This window comes from Pediococcus cellicola, from assembly GCF_001438655.1.
In the GTDB taxonomy this organism is placed as follows: Bacteria; Bacillota; Bacilli; order Lactobacillales; family Lactobacillaceae; genus Pediococcus; species Pediococcus cellicola.
This window is the reverse complement of record NZ_JQBR01000003.1, coordinates 174,259-194,583: the sequence shown is the minus strand read 5'-3', so window position 1 is coordinate 194,583 and position 20,325 is coordinate 174,259. Positions and strand designations below refer to the sequence as shown.

The 20,325-nt window shown below is 37.1% G+C and carries 21 protein-coding genes; 11 read left to right on the top strand and 10 right to left on the bottom strand.

Going from position 1 to position 20,325, the window contains the following annotated elements; translation table 11 throughout:
* Positions 1–42 precede the first annotated feature (42 nt).
* The gene (locus IV80_RS04160) at positions 43–900 is read left to right on the top strand and encodes an alpha/beta hydrolase (RefSeq protein WP_236699566.1); all 858 of its coding nucleotides are present in this window, start codon (positions 43–45) and stop codon (positions 898–900) included.
* An 80-nt stretch (positions 901–980) separates the two neighbouring features.
* Here IV80_RS04160 and IV80_RS04155 read toward each other — a convergent pair whose 3' ends face one another.
* The 4 genes from IV80_RS04155 to IV80_RS04140 all read right to left on the bottom strand — a co-directional run bounded on the left by IV80_RS04155 (position 981) and on the right by IV80_RS04140 (position 5,883).
* On the bottom strand, positions 981–2,621 hold the full coding sequence (locus tag IV80_RS04155; RefSeq protein WP_057749932.1) for a peptide ABC transporter substrate-binding protein: 1,641 nt from the start codon (positions 2,619–2,621) through the stop codon (positions 981–983).
* 635 nt (positions 2,622–3,256) lie between these two features.
* Positions 3,257–4,021: an ABC transporter permease gene (locus IV80_RS04150; protein ID WP_057749930.1), complete on the bottom strand. Its 765-nt coding sequence runs from the start codon at positions 4,019–4,021 to the stop codon at positions 3,257–3,259.
* Positions 4,002–4,763: an ABC transporter ATP-binding protein gene (locus IV80_RS04145; RefSeq protein ID WP_057749927.1), complete on the bottom strand. Its 762-nt coding sequence runs from the start codon at positions 4,761–4,763 to the stop codon at positions 4,002–4,004. Before IV80_RS04145 ends, IV80_RS04150 begins: the two co-directional genes overlap by 20 nt.
* Positions 4,756–5,883, bottom strand: a complete 1,128-nt coding sequence (locus tag IV80_RS04140) for a HesA/MoeB/ThiF family protein (RefSeq protein ID WP_057749924.1) — start codon at positions 5,881–5,883, stop codon at positions 4,756–4,758. The genes IV80_RS04145 and IV80_RS04140 overlap by 8 nt, the downstream gene beginning before the upstream one ends.
* A gap of 358 nt (positions 5,884–6,241) precedes the next feature.
* On the opposite strand from IV80_RS04140, the gene IV80_RS04135 reads away from it, so the two are divergent.
* Complete coding sequence (locus tag IV80_RS04135) at positions 6,242–6,946, top strand: ArsR/SmtB family transcription factor (protein WP_057749921.1); 705 nt, start codon at positions 6,242–6,244, stop codon at positions 6,944–6,946.
* Between the two features lie 488 nt (positions 6,947–7,434).
* On the opposite strand, the gene IV80_RS04130 is transcribed toward IV80_RS04135, so the two are convergent.
* A complete protein-coding gene (locus tag IV80_RS04130; protein ID WP_057749918.1) occupies positions 7,435–8,322 on the bottom strand; it encodes an Rgg/GadR/MutR family transcriptional regulator in 888 nt (295 codons plus the stop codon).
* A gap of 105 nt (positions 8,323–8,427) precedes the next feature.
* Here IV80_RS04130 and IV80_RS04125 point away from each other — a divergent pair, with 105 nt between their 5' ends.
* Both IV80_RS04125 and IV80_RS04120 read left to right on the top strand, forming a co-directional pair.
* Entirely contained in the window at positions 8,428–9,621 is a 1,194-nt protein-coding gene (locus IV80_RS04125; RefSeq protein WP_057749915.1) for an MFS transporter, read from the top strand.
* 233 nt (positions 9,622–9,854) lie between these two features.
* A complete protein-coding gene (locus IV80_RS04120) occupies positions 9,855–11,810 on the top strand; it encodes a GTP-binding protein (RefSeq protein WP_057749912.1) in 1,956 nt (651 codons plus the stop codon).
* Positions 11,811–11,866: 56 nt separating this feature from the next.
* Here the strand turns inward: IV80_RS04120 and IV80_RS04115 are convergent, their stop codons facing one another.
* A complete protein-coding gene (locus IV80_RS04115; protein ID WP_057749909.1) occupies positions 11,867–12,376 on the bottom strand; it encodes a DUF2798 domain-containing protein in 510 nt (169 codons plus the stop codon).
* 128 nt (positions 12,377–12,504) lie between these two features.
* Between IV80_RS04115 and IV80_RS04110 the strand changes: the two genes are divergently transcribed.
* On the top strand, positions 12,505–12,960 hold the full coding sequence (locus IV80_RS04110; RefSeq protein ID WP_057749907.1) for a P-loop NTPase family protein: 456 nt from the start codon (positions 12,505–12,507) through the stop codon (positions 12,958–12,960).
* Positions 12,961–13,077: 117 nt separating this feature from the next.
* The gene (gene pepI, locus IV80_RS04105) at positions 13,078–13,956 is read left to right on the top strand and encodes a proline iminopeptidase (protein WP_057749905.1); all 879 of its coding nucleotides are present in this window, start codon (positions 13,078–13,080) and stop codon (positions 13,954–13,956) included.
* A gap of 334 nt (positions 13,957–14,290) precedes the next feature.
* Here the strand turns inward: pepI and IV80_RS04100 are convergent, their stop codons facing one another.
* The 3 genes from IV80_RS04100 to IV80_RS04090 all read right to left on the bottom strand — a co-directional run bounded on the left by IV80_RS04100 (position 14,291) and on the right by IV80_RS04090 (position 16,696).
* Positions 14,291–14,719, bottom strand: coding sequence for a universal stress protein (locus IV80_RS04100; RefSeq protein ID WP_057749902.1), 429 nt, complete (start codon positions 14,717–14,719; stop codon positions 14,291–14,293).
* Positions 14,712–16,313, bottom strand: a complete 1,602-nt coding sequence (locus IV80_RS04095; protein ID WP_057749899.1) for an Nramp family divalent metal transporter — start codon at positions 16,311–16,313, stop codon at positions 14,712–14,714. Before IV80_RS04095 ends, IV80_RS04100 begins: the two co-directional genes overlap by 8 nt.
* Before the next feature lie 167 nt (positions 16,314–16,480).
* Entirely contained in the window at positions 16,481–16,696 is a 216-nt protein-coding gene (locus IV80_RS04090; protein ID WP_057749895.1) for a hypothetical protein, read from the bottom strand.
* A 128-nt stretch (positions 16,697–16,824) separates the two neighbouring features.
* On the opposite strand from IV80_RS04090, the gene IV80_RS04085 reads away from it, so the two are divergent.
* The 5 genes from IV80_RS04085 to IV80_RS04065 all read left to right on the top strand — a co-directional run bounded on the left by IV80_RS04085 (position 16,825) and on the right by IV80_RS04065 (position 19,353).
* Entirely contained in the window at positions 16,825–17,544 is a 720-nt protein-coding gene (locus IV80_RS04085; RefSeq protein ID WP_057749892.1) for an alpha/beta hydrolase, read from the top strand.
* Positions 17,545–17,613: 69 nt separating this feature from the next.
* Positions 17,614–18,261, top strand: a complete 648-nt coding sequence (locus IV80_RS04080) for a DNA alkylation repair protein (protein ID WP_057749889.1) — start codon at positions 17,614–17,616, stop codon at positions 18,259–18,261.
* Between the two features lie 10 nt (positions 18,262–18,271).
* Positions 18,272–18,709, top strand: coding sequence for a GNAT family N-acetyltransferase (locus IV80_RS04075; RefSeq protein ID WP_236699565.1), 438 nt, complete (start codon positions 18,272–18,274; stop codon positions 18,707–18,709).
* A gap of 72 nt (positions 18,710–18,781) precedes the next feature.
* Positions 18,782–18,991, top strand: a complete 210-nt coding sequence (locus IV80_RS04070) for a DUF3923 family protein (protein WP_057749884.1) — start codon at positions 18,782–18,784, stop codon at positions 18,989–18,991.
* Positions 18,992–19,077: 86 nt separating this feature from the next.
* Positions 19,078–19,353: a bacteriocin immunity protein gene (locus tag IV80_RS04065; RefSeq protein WP_057749881.1), complete on the top strand. Its 276-nt coding sequence runs from the start codon at positions 19,078–19,080 to the stop codon at positions 19,351–19,353.
* A 183-nt stretch (positions 19,354–19,536) separates the two neighbouring features.
* On the opposite strand, the gene IV80_RS04060 is transcribed toward IV80_RS04065, so the two are convergent.
* Positions 19,537–20,280, bottom strand: a complete 744-nt coding sequence (locus tag IV80_RS04060; RefSeq protein WP_164481731.1) for a sulfite exporter TauE/SafE family protein — start codon at positions 20,278–20,280, stop codon at positions 19,537–19,539.
* Between the last annotated feature and the right edge of the window lie 45 nt (positions 20,281–20,325).

The following is a 20,325-nucleotide window of genomic DNA, read 5'->3' as shown; positions in this document are numbered from 1 at the left end:
CGTTGATTTAATAAACATTTGGAGAACGTAAGGGGAGTAATTATGATGTTCACTAAAATAAGTAAAAGAACTCGTTTTATTTGTTTGATCATTCTGGTTATTGGTGCTGTTTTCTTAGGTGCGTATATCCATAACTATCAAGTGAAAATTGCAAGTCAATATCAGCAAACGAATGTGCCAACGCTATTTATTCATGGTTTTGGAAGTAGCTATCACGCTGAAAAACATATGGTAACTGCCATTAAAAGAGTGCACGCAACCAATGGGGTTATTCGTGCTGAGGTCTCCAAAACAGGCAGGGTAACGCTTGTAGGACATCTGCGTAAAAATGCAGTTAATCCGATTGTGATGATCAATTATCAAAATAATCACGAACGTAGCTACCGCACAGATGGTAAATGGTTACGTAATGTTTTACAAAAGCTGCAACAAACCTACCGTTTTAAAAAATTCAACACAGTTTCACACTCAGTTGGTAATGAGGCCGTCATGTATTATATGGCTGATTTTGCACCTCAAAACAAAGGATTACCCCAATTAAATAAAGAAATTAATATTGCGGGTCACTTTGCCGGAATTCGTGGATATGACGCGGCTAAGGGCAATACTTTGAATGCACAAGGGAAACCCAAACACATGATTGCGACATATCGTGCTTTGTTAAAATTGCGCAAGACTTATCCGCAAAATGTGGCGGTTTTAAATATTTATGGCAATATTGGCGATCGTAGTGATGGCACGGTTCAAAACTATTCTTCAAAATCACTACGTTATCTGGTACAAAAGAAAGCAAAATCCTATCAAGAGTTAGAAATGAAAGGTAAGTTGGCCCAACATAGTAAGCTCCATTCTAATCCGAAGGTCGATCAAGCCATTTTGAAGTTTTTGTGGGAGAAATAACGTCATAAAAAATCGGATAATAAGGAAATTAGATTAGTTAGCTTACTAATCTGAACAGTTTCCTTGTTATCCGATTTTTATTATTTTACATAGGCAGTTCGAAAATCCATGGCGCCATTAAACTTATTGTAAACAATGCCATGCAAGTTAGCGTTGACCAATAAGCGTGAACGACTTTCATATAGTGGTGTGACACCCTGATCTTTAGTAGCTGTTTTTGCAGCTTTAACAAGATCTTCATAGCGATTTGAACTGTTCATAGCATCCTTACCATCAGCATCGCTCATGGCCGTATCGTAGATTTTACTCTGATAGTGACCCATGTTTGAATTGCTGTTTGAAGTTAAAATGGTTAGGACTTGGCTAGGATCCGCAAAGTCCATCCCCCAGCTCGTTAAGTTAAGCTGAAAATCTCCTTGAGAAACCTTTGTTAACATAGATGGGAATGGCATCGTGCGCACATTTACCTTCAAGTTCTTTAAATGATTCATTAGTTGTCCTTGAATATAGGTGGCAGTTTGTTGACTGGTATCATCATTTGCACAGGTGATGGTCAAAGTTAGCTGTTTGGTGCCTAATTGCTTTTGGGCGGCCTGATATAACGTCTTGGCCTTCGCAAGATTAGTAGTCATTTCACTTGGTGTTTGGGCGTCGTCAACAAAATCCGTGCCCGTTTTAGGATTCTTTAACATATTACGAACCCCAAAAGTTTTGGCAGCAATTGAGCCATTTTCAAGAATCTTGGTAACTAGTTGTTGGCGATTAATAGTTAGTGAAATGGCAGTTCGTAAATCTTTGTTGGCAGCTGTTTTGTCTTTTTCGTTGTACTGAATAAAACCAACACGACCGGCCGAAAGGGTTTTTGCTTCAGGGTTATTTTTGTTTTGAACACTTTGTTCGCCAGCCAAGGTGACCATGTCAAGTTTGTGCGATTGATAGAGATTATAAGCAGTAGATGACGTTTTGATCACTTGATAATTGATCTTATTGAGCTTGACAACCTTGTGACCACGATAGGTTGGGTTCTTAACTAACGTCCATTTATCATTAGTGCCAGTCCAGCCTGTTAGTGTGAAGGGACCGTTATAAAGAGTTGTTTTAGCAGTTGTGCCATATTTACTGCCATACTTTTCGACTGCTTCTTGACTAATTGGATAAAAAGTAGTGCCTGCTAATAGTTTCTTGAAGTAAGGAACTGGTTTACTTAATGTAATTTTTAATTGATATTTACCAGTTGCTTTGACACCTAGTGTGCTGGGCGCCTTTTTGCCAGCCATAATAGCGTCTGCATTTTTAATGCTGGTAAACAAATAAGTAAACTCAGATTTTGTTTTAGGGTTCAAAGTTCGTTTCCAAGAATAAACAAAATCTTGAGCGGTTACTTTTTGGCCATTGCTCCAACGGCCGTTGTGTTTCAAATTAATTGTGTAAAGCTTACCGTGATTAGCGATAGTTGTTTTAGCCGCTAAAGCGTTAACGGGTTGACTATTTTTGCTCAAACGATACAAACCTTCGTCGACTTGACTTAGTTGAGCACTTGAAACACCATCGGTTATTTTTGAGGCATCTAAACTTGTTAAATTGGTTGCTTCATACAAACTGATTTTTTGTTCTGGTGCGGATTTGGCCTGTTTTGAATTGGCGTTCACGCCAAAACTAACGCCGCCGATAAGAATAATTCCTGCAATGATTAAAGCTTTTTTGTTTGTAAAGATACTCATGATTTAATTCCTCCAAATAAGTTGCATGATTTGTTTTGAAATTGATCAATGAGTTTTGCCATCGTTTTTGTAACATGTGTTTCACCCCGTTTTAGAAATCAAAAAACCGTCCTTAACAGCCAACGTGTTAAGGACGGTTTCCCGCGGTGCCACCTCAATTGGGTTCATTTTAGATTCACGAAAAGTCTAAAGATGCACCCCTACTTTATAGAGAACTAACATTCTCCTGACAACTGACGTATGTCTGACGTCTTTCCGTACTCTCGAAATTTCGGAAAAGCCCTCGGTGGTCCATTTAATTACTTGCGTTCGGTCATACTCTCAGCAACGATGACTCTCTGTGCGTGCACGGTAATCTTGATCTCCACTTCATCGGTTTTTAAGGACGATTTTAAGTTGCTATTAGCATACAGCAGGTACATAGAAATTGTCAATTAAAAAATAACTACCGATGATTAAAATTCAAGTGCATTCTTTAAAATAATAAAGCAAGTCTTAAACTCACCTGTAAGTGCTAAAATGTCAATAATAATTCTTTTACTAAATATCTCAATTAACTTTTTAAAGTGGAGCATCATGTATAACTTTTATCTTCTTATTAACAACTGACAAAATAGCCTTTAAGAAATTCATTTTCAATAAACTAATTTTTTGTGAACTAATCTAACGGGAATTATCCCCAGTAGTGTAATTACGAGTAACATCCACAAAATATTCCAGCCAACATTTGTAATGCTGCCTATCATTAGGCTTCGACATACATTAACAGCATGGTATAACGGTGAAAACCAGCTATAAGGACGTAACCATTTAGGCATACTACTAATCGGAAAAAAGGTGTCTGAAAACATATACAATGGCTGTATTATTAGCATTACATAATAATTTAAGTAATCTCGATTAGGAACAATGATTGTAAAAATTAAACCTAGAAGTCCAAAGAGCAACCCATTTAAAAATAAAACCAGTGGAATGGCGATAACTAACCAACTTTGTACAGCTCCCAAAAATGCTGCAATTATCAAGAAAAGCGAGCCAAAAATAGTACTTCGTACTCCAGCCCAAACTGCTTGTCCGATAACAATATCTTGTAAATTAACAGGTGTCATACTAATCGCATAGTAAGTTTTTTCCACTCGCATTTGTATAAATGCGTTAGTGGTTGCTTCATTTGTAGCTGCATTCATACCCGTGGCTGCCACTAAACCTGAGGTGACAAACATAAAATAAGACATACTTTCTACATTACCAACAAAACCTGCAAGCCCAATTCCCATCGCCACCAAGTATAAAATTGGATCCAATAAATTAGGAAAAACCGATATTTTAAACAATTTTTTAAAACTCATATAGTTACGTTCAATCACGTGTTTAATTGAATTAAGAGAGAGCTTGTACAATATCGTTCGCCTCCTCGTCAAATCCTGTCAATCCTAGAAACGTGTCCTCCAGTGTTTTATATCCATTTTGTACAGGTAAATTGTCCGGGGTTCCTTCCGCTAAGACCACTCCTTGGTGTATGATCAAAACCTTATCTGCCAACTTCTCAACTTCATCCATGTAATGTGAAGTCAGTAAAAGTGCAACCCCTTGTTGCTTTAATGTTAAAAGCTTTTTCCAAATAACATGTCTAGATTGCACATCTAATCCAGTAGTAGGCTCATCAAGAATAATAAGTTTTGGATCATTCAACATAGCTCTTGCCAAAACCAAACGCCGTCTCATACCACCTGACAAGCTGGTGATCTCTTTATTTGCATAATTAGAAAGACCAACAAATTCTAGTAACTCTTTACATTTTTCCTTCAATTGCTTTTTTGGAATATCGTAACAAATACCATGTGCAATTAAATTTTCAAGAACGGTTAACGATCCGTCCAATAAGTCCTCTTGGGAAACGATCCCTAACGCCCGTTTAGTAGTTGCTGGATTCTTTGAAACATCTATACCGTCTACCTTAATCTGTCCATCAGTTATAGAAGCTGCGGAGTAAATCATTTTCATGGTTGTTGTTTTCCCCGCTCCGTTTTCTCCCAGTAATGCAACACACTCTCTCGAAGAAACAACAAAATTTACATTTTTAACTGCCGTAAAAAAACCATATTTTTTGGATAAATTAATAACATTCAGAATTTCACTCATTTACTATACCTCCACACACTTCACAATCGTCCAATTTTTTTAGTGGAGTGAATTTTTGTTCAAATGATAAAAAGTCAATTGAAAACCGTTTATTGAAAGTCAGCATACTTTCTGCTCCCCAAAAAAGATATCTCATAATTTCAAATGAAACAAAATAGCCCTGAAATAAACAGGCTGGTCCAAGAGCCCCATTAGGCGAACGATAGAGATCAAGCTTTTCCGAGTTTTTCTGAACTCGTGTTGCCATAACCTCTTCTTCATGTTGAGGTAAAGAATTTAATTCATCGACATATTGACAATTGTAGCAGGCTGTTTTTCCTGGAATAACCGTGTAAACTCGTCCGTTCTTCTTATCAACCAAAGCTGCTATTAATGGAATTTTTTTTTCAACACAGGCCTGATTTACCCAGAAATCGATGTAACCTGTTGGATAATCTGCAACATTAACTACAAAATCGGGTTTCGAAACTGTAATGATTTTTTGAACATCTTTTTGAGAGGATATTTCTTGATGAATTGTTTCAAATTGTACATATGAATTAAATTCATTTGCTCTTTTCTTAGCTTCTTCAGACTTTAATTTTCCAACACTTTTTTCTGAGTATAATATTTGTCGATTTAAATTGCTTAAGTCAACTTCATCAAAGTCCGTAGCAATAATCTTCCCTATCCCAAGTTCAAGTAACGCTATACAAATATTTGATCCAATTCCTCCTAATCCAATTATTAAAACAGTCGCATTTTTTAATTTTTCTTGGTATTTAAATTTATTGTTAAATGGGTTTTCTAAGGTACTAAAAAAATTCAAATTAACCTTGTATCGTTCCAGATTATCTCCTGTCAAATCAACGGGTGGCTGAATAGCTTCATCCTCTAAATACCCAGCATTCTCTAATACTTTCAAACAATCCTTAAGTTCTGCTTTGCTTAAATCATATTTTTCTGGATGCGCTAATGCTTCTTTTCTGGAAATACCCAGCTTTAATGCTTTCAAAATTTTTGTATATTTATCATTTGGATTATCAATATTGGCGACATAACTTTCGCCAGCACCAATACGGACTCTATTTTTCAAGAAAAGTAAACCATGCAAATTTTTAATTTTCGGTCTTGTTATCATAGTTAAGGTACCTCACTTATTATAAAAAAGCTTAGCGTGAATTAAAATTCACCACTAAGCTACGCTAGAAACTGATCTAATTAACGTCCTGATGGTTCAACTGCGCTTGCAGTAGTTTTTGTTAATGTCATATCTAACACCTCCGATCAAACAGTTTCCTGATTAACGTCCTGATGGTTCAACTGCACTTGCGGTAGTTTTTGTTAATGTCATAAGTCAGCATCTCCCTTTTAAAAATTTCATGAAAGAAAAGTTATAATAAACTAAGCGTTCGCTCTTTTCTTTCATCGAAATTTAATATATCATTAAATTAGTTCAGTTTTTATCGAAATGTGGAATTTTCTAAGGAGAATGTAAAATGAATAAATTACCTGACGTATCTTTGATAGCCGAAGTTTTTTCAAATAAGACTAGGGTCGCCGTGCTCGATGCATTGATGGACGGGTGTGCTCACACAGTTAATGAACTGTCGACCCTAGCAAAAATCACACCACAAACTGTTGATTATCATTTACAGAAATTACTTTTGTTAAATTGGATCAAACTAGAAAAATATGGTCGATTTCATTATTACTCTTTGATTAGTAAGGATGTTGCCTCCGTCCTTGAAAATCTAAGTCCGCTTGCTCCTTCAAAAAAAATAAGTACATTCAATGATAATAAAAGTTATAAAAGAATTTACTATGGTCGGACTTGTTATGATCATCTAGCTGGTAAATTAGGTGTAGGTTTAACCCAGACTTTTTTAAATAATAATGTCATTATTGAAAAAAACAATGATTTCCTAGTCACCACAAGTGGAAGTAATTATTTACAAAAAAACTTCAATCTAAACTTAGCGCAACTTAGTCAAAAAAAAAGGGCCTTTTGTAAGCCTTGTTTAGACTGGAGCGAAAGAAAGGATCACATTGCTGGAGCCGTGGGGAATGCAATCTTTATATCTTTGTTAAAAAGAGAATTTGTCATTAAATCGGAAAATTCCCGAGCAGTAGAACTAACTAGAAAGGGAGAAATCTTCTTAAACGATACGATTGGCTTGAATTTACACCTGGAATATTCATAGATTGAAGTATAACACTTATGTGTTTAAAAAATAGCCCTCGCGAGGGCTATTTTTTAATGGATTTGACTTTGAGCTTCTACAACAAGAAAATGACACGTATTTAAATCGAAAACAATATGTAGGTCAAAATTTTGATAAATATGTGAACTACTTAAATTCAAACCTATTTTTGTCTTGAAAAACAAGTTTTTAATCCCTTATTCGTAGTAGCTTAGTAAATTACTATGCTATTGGTAAAGATATCTTTGGTAGAGATGATCACAATGTTATCAGTTTTTTAAGACGATTTTAAATTGATAGAAGATAGCGAAAAGGTGCTAAAACTATTTTATTTGTTGTGTTTATGCTATTTAGCTGAACTATTTTGATTGAGAAAGGCCGGTTATGTGAGCTAACTTGAATATCAATAAAAATTAACTCATTATCATCAATTGTATAAAGTACTAAAACGTCATTTACTTTATTTCGCAAAAGTATAACAAAATTGCCTACAAATTATTCCAGTTTATAAATACCTTTTTTAGATCTGTATCAGTTATATATTGTTTTAAAAAGTTAAATTCATTAGTTATAAAATGATCATCATGCATAACTAACACGGTAATATCAATAGATCGCTTTAAAAGTGCTACCCCTTCTTCTTTTCTGTTTTGCTTATACTTAACCAATCCTTCAAGAGAAAAATAACGCGTTTTGTGATAGTAATCACGTTCACTGAAGCCGTTATTTTTCAATAAATTAACAAACGCCATTGCCTGCTCAAAGTCACCAGTAGCTACTAAGTTTAAAATTAAATTATTGTATAAATAGAATACGATTGAGAAACTATCTTGCCGAAAGTTGCCATATAGATTTATTTTTTTAGTTAACACACGAACAAGGCTAGCAGCTGATTTAACATCCATAAATGGCATTGCATGACCAAAGAGATATAGTTCATAAAAAGACCAATTTTCAATTTTTGCAAAATATTCTTGCAAATATGTAATCTCGTTTTTTGAAATTTGACCTTCTCCTAAAGTAACAAGCATCATTTTTAGTTGAATAACTTGCAGCTTGGAGTAGCGATCGCTGCCCTTGTGCCAAAGATTCAAATATTGTTTAAGTACCGTAACGTTACCTGATTGATAGGCTTCCTGCAAATTCATTACAGAATCGTCACTTTTTTTATTGCGTTGATGGAATAGGTAGTCAAACTCAGAGGGCTTTACCTTGATACGATCAAGTAGTTTTAATAAATGTGAATACGAAATATCGCTTAACCCACGTTCAAATTGAGATAAAAACGGTACTGATACAATGTCTTTTCCGGCTTCTTGTAGAGTGATTGATTTACCCTTGCGTAACTCGTGGAATATTTCTCCAGATTGAATCATTTACTTAACCTCCATACTTAGTAATTTAAAGTATATCAAACTTTTAATTGTTATTTTGAGTTTACTTTTACACTTGAATTAATAAGTGCTTAGAAGGTGAATAATGTGAAATTTAAATTTTCTGATTTCAACAAGCTTTGGTTTTCTTTTCTCAAATCTTCAATTGGAGATTGGTTATACAAGTTAGCCTTACCTTTGATTGTTTTGGCTAAAACTGGGTCCGCTTATCATGCTGCAACTATTTATGGAATTTCCTTTATACCGTGGATATTTTTTTCACTTATAGGCGGAAGCATCGCCGATACGTTTAATAAAAAACGTATTTTATTCTTGGGAAATGTAGTGTCTGGAATTTTAACCGTTTTATTGGCATTATTTGTGAAACAAACAAATCTGATTATGTGGCAACTTTATTTGATTGTTTTTTTTCTTTCATCGATTGATCCTTTGATTCATCCAACTTTTCAGAGCATTTTGCCACAACTAACAGAGTCCACAGAACTAATCACGGCCAATGCTAAGATTCAAACTGTGGACAATACGCTATCAATCGTTGGTCCATTGCTCGGCGGAACGGTGATCGTTTTGTTCTCCGGTGTCAACGCGCTTTGGGTGGATGCAATTACGTTTTTTATGGCAGCTTTTTTTATTACCAAAATTTCTATAAAAACTCCCTCGCGTGGCACACTGAGTTTGAAGAAATTAATCAAAAGTATTAAAGAAGGTGCTAGTTACTCATTTGGACAAAAGGTGATTTTTAGTGGCTCTGTAATGTTCTTTTTTAGTAATTTTGCTTTGAATATGTTTGAAGCAAATTTTATGTATTATATGACGCGACAATTGAAATTATCTGTATTCGATGCTTCCATGGCGATGACTTTAGCTGGAATTGGATCTTTAACTGCTGGCTTTGTCACACCTAAAATTAGTCGATATTTTTCATCTGGTAGAATTTTGTCTGTCAGTACGATGTTAGCGGGGTTATTTACAATTTTTCTATTTATAACGAATAGTGCATGGTCGGTTGGGCTTGTTTTAGGATTGATTAGTTTTTTTGGTACTATAAATGTTATTACATACTTCACATTAAGACAGCGAACAGTTCCATCAAATATACTAGGAAGAATAGTATCTGTTACTCGTATGGTTTCATATGCATCTATTCCGATCGGATCATGGTTAAGTGGTTATTTGATTAGTATTGGTACCACGATGAAAGTTATCGTGATATTGGCTGGAATTATTCGTTTATTAGCAGGAGCTGGAGCATGGCTGTCACCACTTGGTAAAGAAAAGTGAGATTAACAGTAAAAATAATTAGGCTTATCAACTATGAATAAGTTTAACAATTTCTATTCTAGAGATATTTGAAAATATACTTCACAGTATTATTTGTTGATGAAACAAACGAAATAATACCTTTTTAAGTATGATAAAATCATAAGTACAGAAGTTGATAATAATTATCAACTTCCTCAATGATAAATGTCCAAAATTATAACTAGAATATTTAATTCGAAGAAGGAATTGTCATGAAACATATTGTTGCTGGAATCATTGCACATGTCGATGCAGGAAAAACGACACTCTCAGAAGCCATGTTGTATCGAACGGGTGCCTTGCGGAAGCTAGGACGTGTCGATAACGGCGATGCCTTCTTGGATACAGATGATCTTGAAAAACAACATGGAATCACAATTTTTTCACATCAGGCTAATCTCAAATATCACGATCTTAGTTTAACCTTATTAGATACGCCTGGACACGTGGATTTCGCTGCCCAAACGGAGCAAGCCTTAAGTGTGCTTGACTATGCTATTTTGGTCATTTCTGCAACGGATGGCGTGCAAAGCCATACCCGAACACTTTGGCAACTACTCAAACGATATCAAGTGCCAACTTTTATTTTTGTGAATAAGATGGATGCGGATGGTGTTGATAGAAGCCAGGTATTAAAGCAATTACAAATGGGACTTGCTGAGGGATGCATTGATTTTAATAACGACACAGAAACACAAACTGATATTCCTGAAAATGGCTATGAAGAAATTGCCATGCAAAACGATACGGTCCTTGAACAATTTTTGGATTCTGGAAAGCTTAGCGATGATACCGTTCGGAAAATGATTATCAATCGTGAAATTTTTCCTTGTTATTTTGGTGCGGCCTTAAAATTAACTGGTGTGGAACCCTTCTTGGCCGGCTTGGAACGGTGGACTTGTGAAAAAACTAGTGACTCAAATGAGTTTGGGGCGCAAATATTTAAAATTTCTCATGATGAAAAAAATGAACGCCTAACATGGTTGCGGGTAACTAGTGGTACACTACGTACCAAGGCTGTCTTGTTAAATGATCAAAAGGCAAACCAGCTTCGAATTTATGATGGTGTGAAATACACTGTTGTGCCAGAAGTTGAAGCTGGTGGGATTTGTGCAGTTACGGGCTTAACAGAAACATATCCGGGACAGGGATTAGGAATTGAGCCGAACAGTAAGTCAGCCACTATTCAGCCAGTACTTAATTATGCACTTGATCCAAAAGATAATGATATTCATGTATGTCTAACGGCGCTTCGTCAGCTTGAGGATGAAGATCCCCAACTACATGTAACGTGGTCAAACCATCTTCAAGTAGTTCGTGTTCAAATTATGGGTGACATTCAACTAGAAATTCTGCAACAGATTTTGGCAGAGCGTTTTAATTTGGATGTTAAATTTGGAGAGGGTAGTATTCTGTACAAAGAAACAATTACCAAATTTGTTGAAGGCGTAGGTCATTTTGAACCTCTTCGCCACTATGCTGAAGTTCATTTGTTGTTGCAACCAGCTCCTAAAGGTAGTGGTTTAATCTTCGATTCAAGTTGTGGGGTTGATGTTCTTGGTAAAAATTGGCAACATCAAGTTTTAACCAATTTACGAGCAAAAGAGCATTTAGGTGTTTTAATTGGCGCGCCAATTACAGATATGAAGATGACGTTGGTTAACGGCAAAGCCAGCATTGTGCATTCCGTGGGCGGTGATTTTCGTGAAGCCACTTGGCGGGCCGTCCGCCAGGGATTAATGATGTTGAAAGCTCAAGATGCTTGTCAGCTTTTGGAGCCTTGGTATCGATTCAATTTAACAATTGATCAGGCCCAGGTTGGGCGGGCAATGAATGATATTCAACGGATGAGTGGCACTTTCGAAACACCAAAAGATAGTGGAACTGAGTTGATAACATTGACTGGAAACGCGCCCGTTTCGGAAATGCAAGGTTATGTGCAAGAAGTGCGAGCATATACGCATGGACAAGGACAATTAGAGTGTGTCGTTGACGGTTATCAACCATGTCATAATGCAGAAAAAATCATCACAGATCTGAAGTACAATCCAACTTCAGATCTTGAAAATACACCAGATTCTGTTTTTTGTGCGCATGGCGCTGGCTATCCAGTTCCTTGGGATGAAGTACCTAAGATGGCACATGTGACATATGTGTTTGAAAACTAAAATTAAGCTAACAAAAAACGTCCACAATCTTTAGATTACGGACGTTTTTACATTAGTTAGTCAATTTCTTCGCTAATAGATTCTTGTTCAGTTTGTTTCTTATCAGCTGCAGATTGCATAATTCCAAGTACTGCGCGGGCAATTGGACCGACAATAAGCAATTGAAGTGGTAGAGCTACAATTAAGTTAAATCCCCAAGTGTGTAAGTAGGTTAGCAATAGATTTCCGCCAAAATTATGTGCCATAATCATTCCGAAAAGTGACATACAACTTACCATTCCAAGAACCATCAATACAGAAATCGTAATGCCAATTAAAACGACATTTTTCTTCATGTAATCATTGATGATGTACTTGAAAGCTAATTTTTTGGCAATCGGTCCTACAACTAATAAATCTAAGATAATCGCAACCAATAGACCGCCTGGGTATTCCTTAATAGAATTTAACATAAATCCTTTTGTGAATCCTTGAACCAGAATCACATTGTAGCAAACCATCACGAAAACCATTAGACCGGCCATGATAGCAGTGAAAACAACTTCTTCTTTTACATTTCTTGGCATTTTATTCTCCTTTATTTTTGAGCAGTAACTACCAGTATACAGGTTGAAAAATGGTCTTCGTAAGTTACGTTTGTGTGACGATTTTGTAAGGGATTGCACATTTTTTGATAGAAAGGAAAATAAAATAAATGAAAATCAGAATTATTGGTCCCGTTGGCAGTGGTAAAACACAGTTGGCAAGGCAACTAAGCTTAAAACATAATATGCCAGTAACTTCACTTGATGACTTGAATTGGAAAAGAGATCCTCAAGGAGACAGACATCGTACGACCGAAGAACGCGCTTGGTTGCTTAAACACGTTTTAGAACAAAGTGACTGGATTATTGAAGGTGTTCAGTATCGTTATGGACGAGAGTCATTTGCGGATGCTGATGTAATTTATTTCAAGGATATTTCGCATTTTCGCAACCTATATTACCTAGTCAAACGATTTTTAAATAATCGGTTGACAGGTGGACCAAAGCAATATGCACATTTGCGATTATTTATAAAATGGGAGCATAGCTTTCGCGTGAAAGAACGGGCCGAGATAATAGCATTATTAAAGCCATATGCCGATAAAACAGTCGTGTTAAAAAAATAAACGAACTTACATGATCACGTTTGACGTGGTTTTTATTTAATTTTTCTAAAGCGGTCATCCTATTCAGGAGTACAATGAATTTAGCAACACTATCTTACATAAGAGGGACTGATTTGGATGGAAATTAAAGAAGGCTACATGCCATTTCATGGGTATAAAACGTACTATCGAATTGTTGGTAAACCGAGTAAAGATAAGGCGCCATTACTATTAATTCACGGTGGACCCGGTTCTTCACACAATTATTTTGAATTATTAGATGATTACGCTAAAACTGGTCGTCAACTCATTATGTACGATCAAGTGGGCTGCGGTAAATCCTCACTTCCAGAAGACGAAGGTGTTTATGTTAAAGAAACTTGGGCAGAAGAATTGGTTGCTTTACGTAAGTATCTTCACTTAGATGAAGTTCATATGTTAGGCCAGTCATGGGGCGGCATGTTGGAAATGTACTATTTGACTAGTTATGATCAAACCGGCGTTAAGAGTGTCATGATTGATGGTTCACCAGCTTCCATTAAACTGTGGACGCAAGAACAGCATCGTTTGATTTCATACTTGAGCTATGAAGATCGTGCGGCCATTGCGGAAGCAGAACGAACGGGGAACTTCAGCGGCCCTAAGTATTTAGCAGCAAACGATCGTTACATGGAACGTTATTGCTGGGATGATCCCGATGAAAATTCACCTGAACCATTACGGCGTGAAACAAATGGAAAACGCGCAAGCTTAATTGCTGAAGGGCCCAATGAATTTACCGAAAACGGCACCATTAGCGATTTTGAAGTTACTGATGATCTCAAGAAAATTCATGTACCTGTTTTGGTTACTAATGGAACTGATGACTTGTGTACACCATTGATTGCCAAATCTGTTTATGACCATATTCCAGGTGCCAAATGGCATTTGTTTGCCAATAGTCGTCATTTAGCCTTGTTGGATCAGCATGATGAATTTATTAGTGTGCTGGATAAGTGGTTGGCGGAAAACGATTAAAAATAAATTTTTTGAAGATATAATGAAAAGCTAACTTTGATTATGTAATTAAAGTTAGCTTTTTTAGTGGACAAAAAATTGGGTGATTCTAGCCAATATCATATCGTTTTAGGAATCTAGCCAAGCGTAAGAGTCGGTAGAATCGCGAGCACCTAAAGTTGGCGCATCAAATAGCGAAGATACGATAAAAGCGTACAAAAAGCGGTTGATTTTCATGCGCTTTTTGTACGCTCTTTTGTAAGAGATACAATTTTTAAAAAATTTGACCCCATCTTGGCAAGTTATCTTGTGAAAAGTAATAACGTCGTTTGGACGGTTACTCAAAGGATAGCGTTTATCTTACCACGGTCACAGTAATGGTGGCATATTTAGCCATGTAGGCTGCTTGACTACCTAAATGTCTAGAAAGTCCCTTTTTAGCTTTGGAGCCAATCACAAGTAGATCAGGTTTGACATGTGGAATGACGTCTTTAACAATGGTCTCGCCAGGCTCACCTTCTGCAATCAACACACTGACTTTTTCGACACCGGCATCAACAGCTTGCTGCTTATAAGTTTGTACGTGTTTTTCTAAATCATCTCGTTGTCCATGCACGAAGTCTTTACTTAAGGCTTCATAGACGTTCATATCACCAGTCTCTAAAACTGACACAATGACCAATTCAGAATTGTTTTGATTGGCTAAGTGAATGGCATACTTAAATGCTAAAATAGCGTCTGCAGAATCGTCAACGCCCACTAGAATCCGTTTAAATTCATTCATGATTAGCCTCCTCTGCTCTCTTTTGAATTAATAAATCTTGTTCCGTGTATTTTTTATTGCTTCTCCGTAAGTCGAATACGGTCCAAACAAGTAAGGCAAGGACAGCCACGATCAAGATGTAGGCAATATTGTCGGCGGCAGACAACTGACTCTTCGTGGCGTTATCACCGAAGATGCCTTCAATTTGTCCTGGAAGACCAATTAGATTTAGATAAGTCAGTCCAATTACCGAAATCCAGCCTAGAACTTTGACCCATAGTGAGTTTTTGAATCGTTTACCCATCTCAGCACTACTATCTGTCATCATAAGTAATGGCAGCATTGAAAAGGGTAAAGCAAATGCTAAAAAGACTTGTGAATTATTCATGAGATCATTTAAAGCAGTATGCTCGGCAATTGCACTTTTACCGCTCGTTAACATCACACAAATTAAAACTGGAATTACGGAAATCAGCCGTGTAACTAAACGACGAAGCCAAAGGGGCATTCGCATATGTACGAAACCTTCCATAATAACTTGACCAGTAAGTGTGCCAGTAATGGTGGAATTTTGGCCGGATGCCAAAAGTGCAACGGCAAATAAGACGGATAACACGCCAGATTTGGCAACACTGATTAAGACACCATTGCTCAGCATAGAAGTATCAGACAAGGCCTTGAATAAGCCGAAGAATGAAGGATCTTTTACAGCACCAGTCTTGAAGACAGCCACACCCATTATTAATAATAAGGCATTTACAAAGAAGGCCGCGGTCAGCTGAATGTTTGAATCCAAAGCTGAAAACTTTACTGTTTGGGCCACTGATTCTTCATCGTTATGGTCGATTTCACGCGTTTGAGAAATAGCTGAATGCAGATACAAGTTATGGGGCATGACTGTTGCTCCGATAATACCTAAGGCACCTGATAATGGCGTTTGGCCACCAATACTTGGCGAACTAGAAAAAGTTTCACCGTTTGGAATTAAGCCGGTAAACACACTTCCCCAATTTGGATTAGAAAGTGCTACTTGGTAAACAAAAACCAGTAAGATAACTAAAATTAAGCAAACCACAATAGCTTCGATTTTCCGGAATCCAATCTTAGTCAATAAAAGTAATAATAAGACATCAAATACGGTAATGAAAACAGAAATGACTAAAGGAATATGAAAAAGAAGATATAAAGCAATGGCCGCACCAATCACTTCGGCGATATCGGTTGCCATGATTGCCAGCTCCGTCAAAATCCATAAAACGATACCAAGAGCTTTGCTTGTTCGCGCTCTAATAGCCTGGGCAAGATCCATCTGACTCACGATACCAAGTTTAGCCGCCATGTATTGCAATAACATCGCGATCAAACTTGACATCAAGATAACAGACATTAACAGGTATTGAAAATTTTGCCCACCGGTAATTGAAGTAGACCAGTTACCGGGATCCATATAGCCTACTGCTACCAACGCACCAGGACCAGAATACGCAAACAAGGTTCGCCAAAATCCCTTTCCTTTCGGGACTGCCACGGTGCCGTTAATTTCCTCAAGCGAAGGTCCGTTCGCATATTCAATTAATTTATGCTTACGGGGCACATTTAGTTTGTTGTCGCTCATTTAAATTCCCCCCTTATTAAAATATATGAGCAACATCATTGTACATCAAAATAATATTAATTGAAATATTGTTTAGGGATACCGAGAAAAATATATAACGTTAAAAAAACTGGCGCTTCTAAATGTTTTCACATTCAGAAGTCCCAGTTAGTTTGTGGTGATAAACTTTATCTTTTTAAGTCTTGCTGGATACTAATTGCATGTTCAAGTGAGATACCAAGTTCAACAGCAGATGCAGCTAATAAAAATTTCCTGTTAATCTGTTTGTTCTGCACATCAGTCGTATGATGAAGTCTCTGAAATGCTGAAACCAGGGCTAAGGTGCTTGAAAGTAGGCCTAGGCCGGTGATAATTACACTTTGATGCCAATAATTATTTTTCAATTCAAATACCTTCTTTATTGATAAAGTATATTTTCGAGATCGCTTACATTATACTATTATTTGTTGAATATTACTTTAGAATAGTGGCATCATAGATAATAGACATTAATAGGTAGAAGGGAGAGTTTATGAAAAAAAGAACCAAAATTTGGCTTAGTGTACTGATGGTTGTGGTTGTCCTCGTTTTTGGCAGTTGGCTATTTTTGCGCTCTCAGATTTATCAACCTAGTTCGACAGCCATGCAAACTGCAGATCAGGCTACGGTCACTAAAGCAAGCCTTAATTTTTCGACAAAGTTAACGTCCAGACCGAATGTTATTTTTTATCCAGGGGCCTTAGTGGAACCAGCAAGTTACAGCATCTGGGCCAAAAAGCTTAATACTGCGGGCTATCCTGTTACTATCGTAAAATTTCCAATGGATTTAGCCGTTTTGGCGCCTAATAAAGCTAATGCGGTTAGAAATAAAACTAGACCTGACTATGTGATTGGCGGACATTCTTTAGGTGGCGTAATGGCAAGTCGGTATGCCAAAACACATCAAAAGAATCTGAAGGGCGTTTTCTTTTTAGCAAGTTATCCAGATCAAAAAGGAAATTTAAGAAAAATGAATCAACCAGTATTATCAGTCACTGCTAGTCGTGATGGCGTCTTGAATTGGTCGGCATATCGAAAGGCTAAACAATGGTTACCCGGGGATACAATGTATAAATCGATTAAAGGTGGCAATCATGCGGGCTTTGGGAGTTATGGAAAGCAAAAGGGTGATCGTCCAGCAACTATCAGCAATGCACGTCAGCAACAAGAAATTGCGCATACCTTAATTAGTTGGTTACAAACGATCAAATAAACAAGTGTTTCGCGTGAAACATTTTAAATGGACCTTGATCGGCTTGGATACTTAAAGATGGGAGATTATATGGAAAAATTAGATTTTGAATTAGTTGGCAATTCTGCCATTGCACCGGCGATGGCACATTACATGAAGGACAAATTTGAATTTATTGGGATTAAATCTGTGGAAAGAAAAGCACAAAGTCGGGATCTGTTAAACCGGAGTACCCATTGTTCACCTACGACCATCAAGGCATGGATTAATGAATTGTATGCACGTAAATATCGAGAGTATCAGTATGTGGCAATTGATTTAGCGATTAAAAATATCCAAAAATGGCATTTTACGGATATTATGGTGTTTAAGCAGTTGGTTACGCAAAAAAGTTGGTGGGATTCGGTTGATCCCTGGCGAACGTTTTTCGGTAAATACGTGAAGCGGCATCTTGATGAAAAAGAAAAGGTATTTGAGTTGTTTTACCAAAGTCAGAATTTTTGGGAACGCCGTGTGGCTATTAATTTACAGCTTATGGAAAAGGAGACTTTAGATACCAACATGCTGACTCACGCTATTTTGTATGATCAGAAGACGGATGAATTCTTCATTCAAAAGGCCATTGGTTGGTCACTAAGGCAGTACAGTAAATACAATCCTGATTGGGTGAGTCAGTTTTTAAAAGCACATGAGTTGAGTAAATTAGCAGTTAAAGAAGGCAGTAAATATCTGTCATAAGGAGTATAAATTGAAAATTCAAAAAGTGACGCAATTAACCTCAGATCAATTGGACCAAATTATGCAGATTTGGTTGGCAGGTAATTTAAAGGCCCACAATTTTGTGGATCCCAACTATTGGCAGGGGAATAAAGCGTTAGTAAGAAAATTAATGCAAAAAGCCACGTTCCTTTTGGCAATTGATCACGAAGGCATTGTGGGATTCCTTGGCTTGATGGATCGTTACATTGCCGGACTTTTTGTACGTGAGGACGTTCAAAATCAAGGGATTGGCACACAGCTAATTGAAGCCGCAAAGAAAGCGGTAAGTCCTTTGACCCTTGATGTGTATGAAAAGAATGACCGAGCTATCAAATTTTACAAGAGCCACGGTTTTGCAATCAGCGAAACGCGAACGGATCCAGCTACGAAGGAAGTGGCGTTCGTTATGAAAACTTTAGAGAAATAGCGTAAACTAATGAAGAAGATAAAAAGTTCACTTTTGAATTTTAGTGATAAACTATAAGGGGGGATCTTCGTTATGCAGATTAAAAATTGGTGGATTATGAACAGTATTTGGTTCGTAATCTTTATGATCGCCACAATCTTCATTTTGATGCGAAAAGTTGACGGCGCCGGTATTGTGCAGACAATGTCTATGAGGTGGCTCGCATTAGCCGTGCTTGGCATATTTTTCGTGATTGTTTTAATTTTTCAGTTAGTTGTTTACCATCTGATTCGCAATCGCTAATTAGTGGTCCCTTAAATGGGTCATAGAAAGTTTCCACTTGAAACAGCGCTACAATATAAAGCGATATACATAATGGGGGGAAGAAAATGGATAAAAAACAACAGGAAATTTTTGATTTGATTGATACAGCCTACAAAGATCCAAAAATTAAACAAAATCCAGAAATTTCAAGTTTTCTCTTAACTTACGCTACTGAGCTAGAAAATAATGTTGAAGTAAAACTTGTCTGCATTAGAATTAGCCGTAAAATTACGTATTACTTATTAGCTCATCATTATGTAGCACCACAAGCCTTGACAACCCTATATCAGGGGATTGCCGCTAATGCAGAGAAGTATTGGGGACTGATATATCTATATTAAAAATGAGAGCTGGAAAAAAGTGGTTTGACTTTCGTAGCTAAGCGGAGAAGACAGTTCCTTTGCTGGATGGCGATTATTCAAGTGTAGAGATAGCAAAAGACCGGGATTTTTTCCCGGCCTCTTTTTTTATAATTGGGTTTTAGAGGAAATGGCACTGCTGTTTAATGCAATGCCTTTTGCTGCTTAGAGTAAAGTTTTAGTACCCATAAATACGAGCAAAACGCCCATAATGACATTTAGAATAATCGCGCCACGGCCGACAGCAAATTTCTTCATTAGTCTTGGCGCAATGGCAGCTCCGACAACAGCGCCACAGATTAAGCTGATGCCAATTGGCCAGTCAACTTGACCACCAGACACATGTGTTAGGGCGCCCACAATTGACATGCATACTAAGACGTATGAAGAAGTGGCCGAGGCTTGAATCATGGGAGCTCCCATTAAAAGCAAACCAGCCATGATTGGTCCCCCACCGCTCAAGCCAGCAACACCAACCATTAATCCGCTAATGACACCAAAAATAACTGGTAGTGTTTTTGAAGGATTTGCGGATGCTTTTTTATTTCCCTTTCTAACTTTATAAAGAACCTGAATGCCCAGAACCAAAAGAATCAGGCCAATAATAATCGTGTAAATTTTAGTAGGAATAAATGGTGCAATAAACGCACCAACCAGTACGGATGGTACGGCAGATAACAACATAATATTTCCTAAGTGAAAGTTAATCTGCCCTTGCCGATAGTATAACCAGGAGCCGATGGCTAAAGAAGGCAGTGCCGTTACGATGGAAGTGGCAGCGGCCGAAGCGGGAGCCAAGTTAAATACAGCGGTTAAGATACCTAAATAGATGGCACCACCACCGCCGCCCATAGAAATGACAAACACACCAACAAGTAAACCGGTAAAGACCATAAATAAGAACTGCAAAGTTACACATCTCACTTTCTTTTACTGTAGTTTATTTTAGTTCAT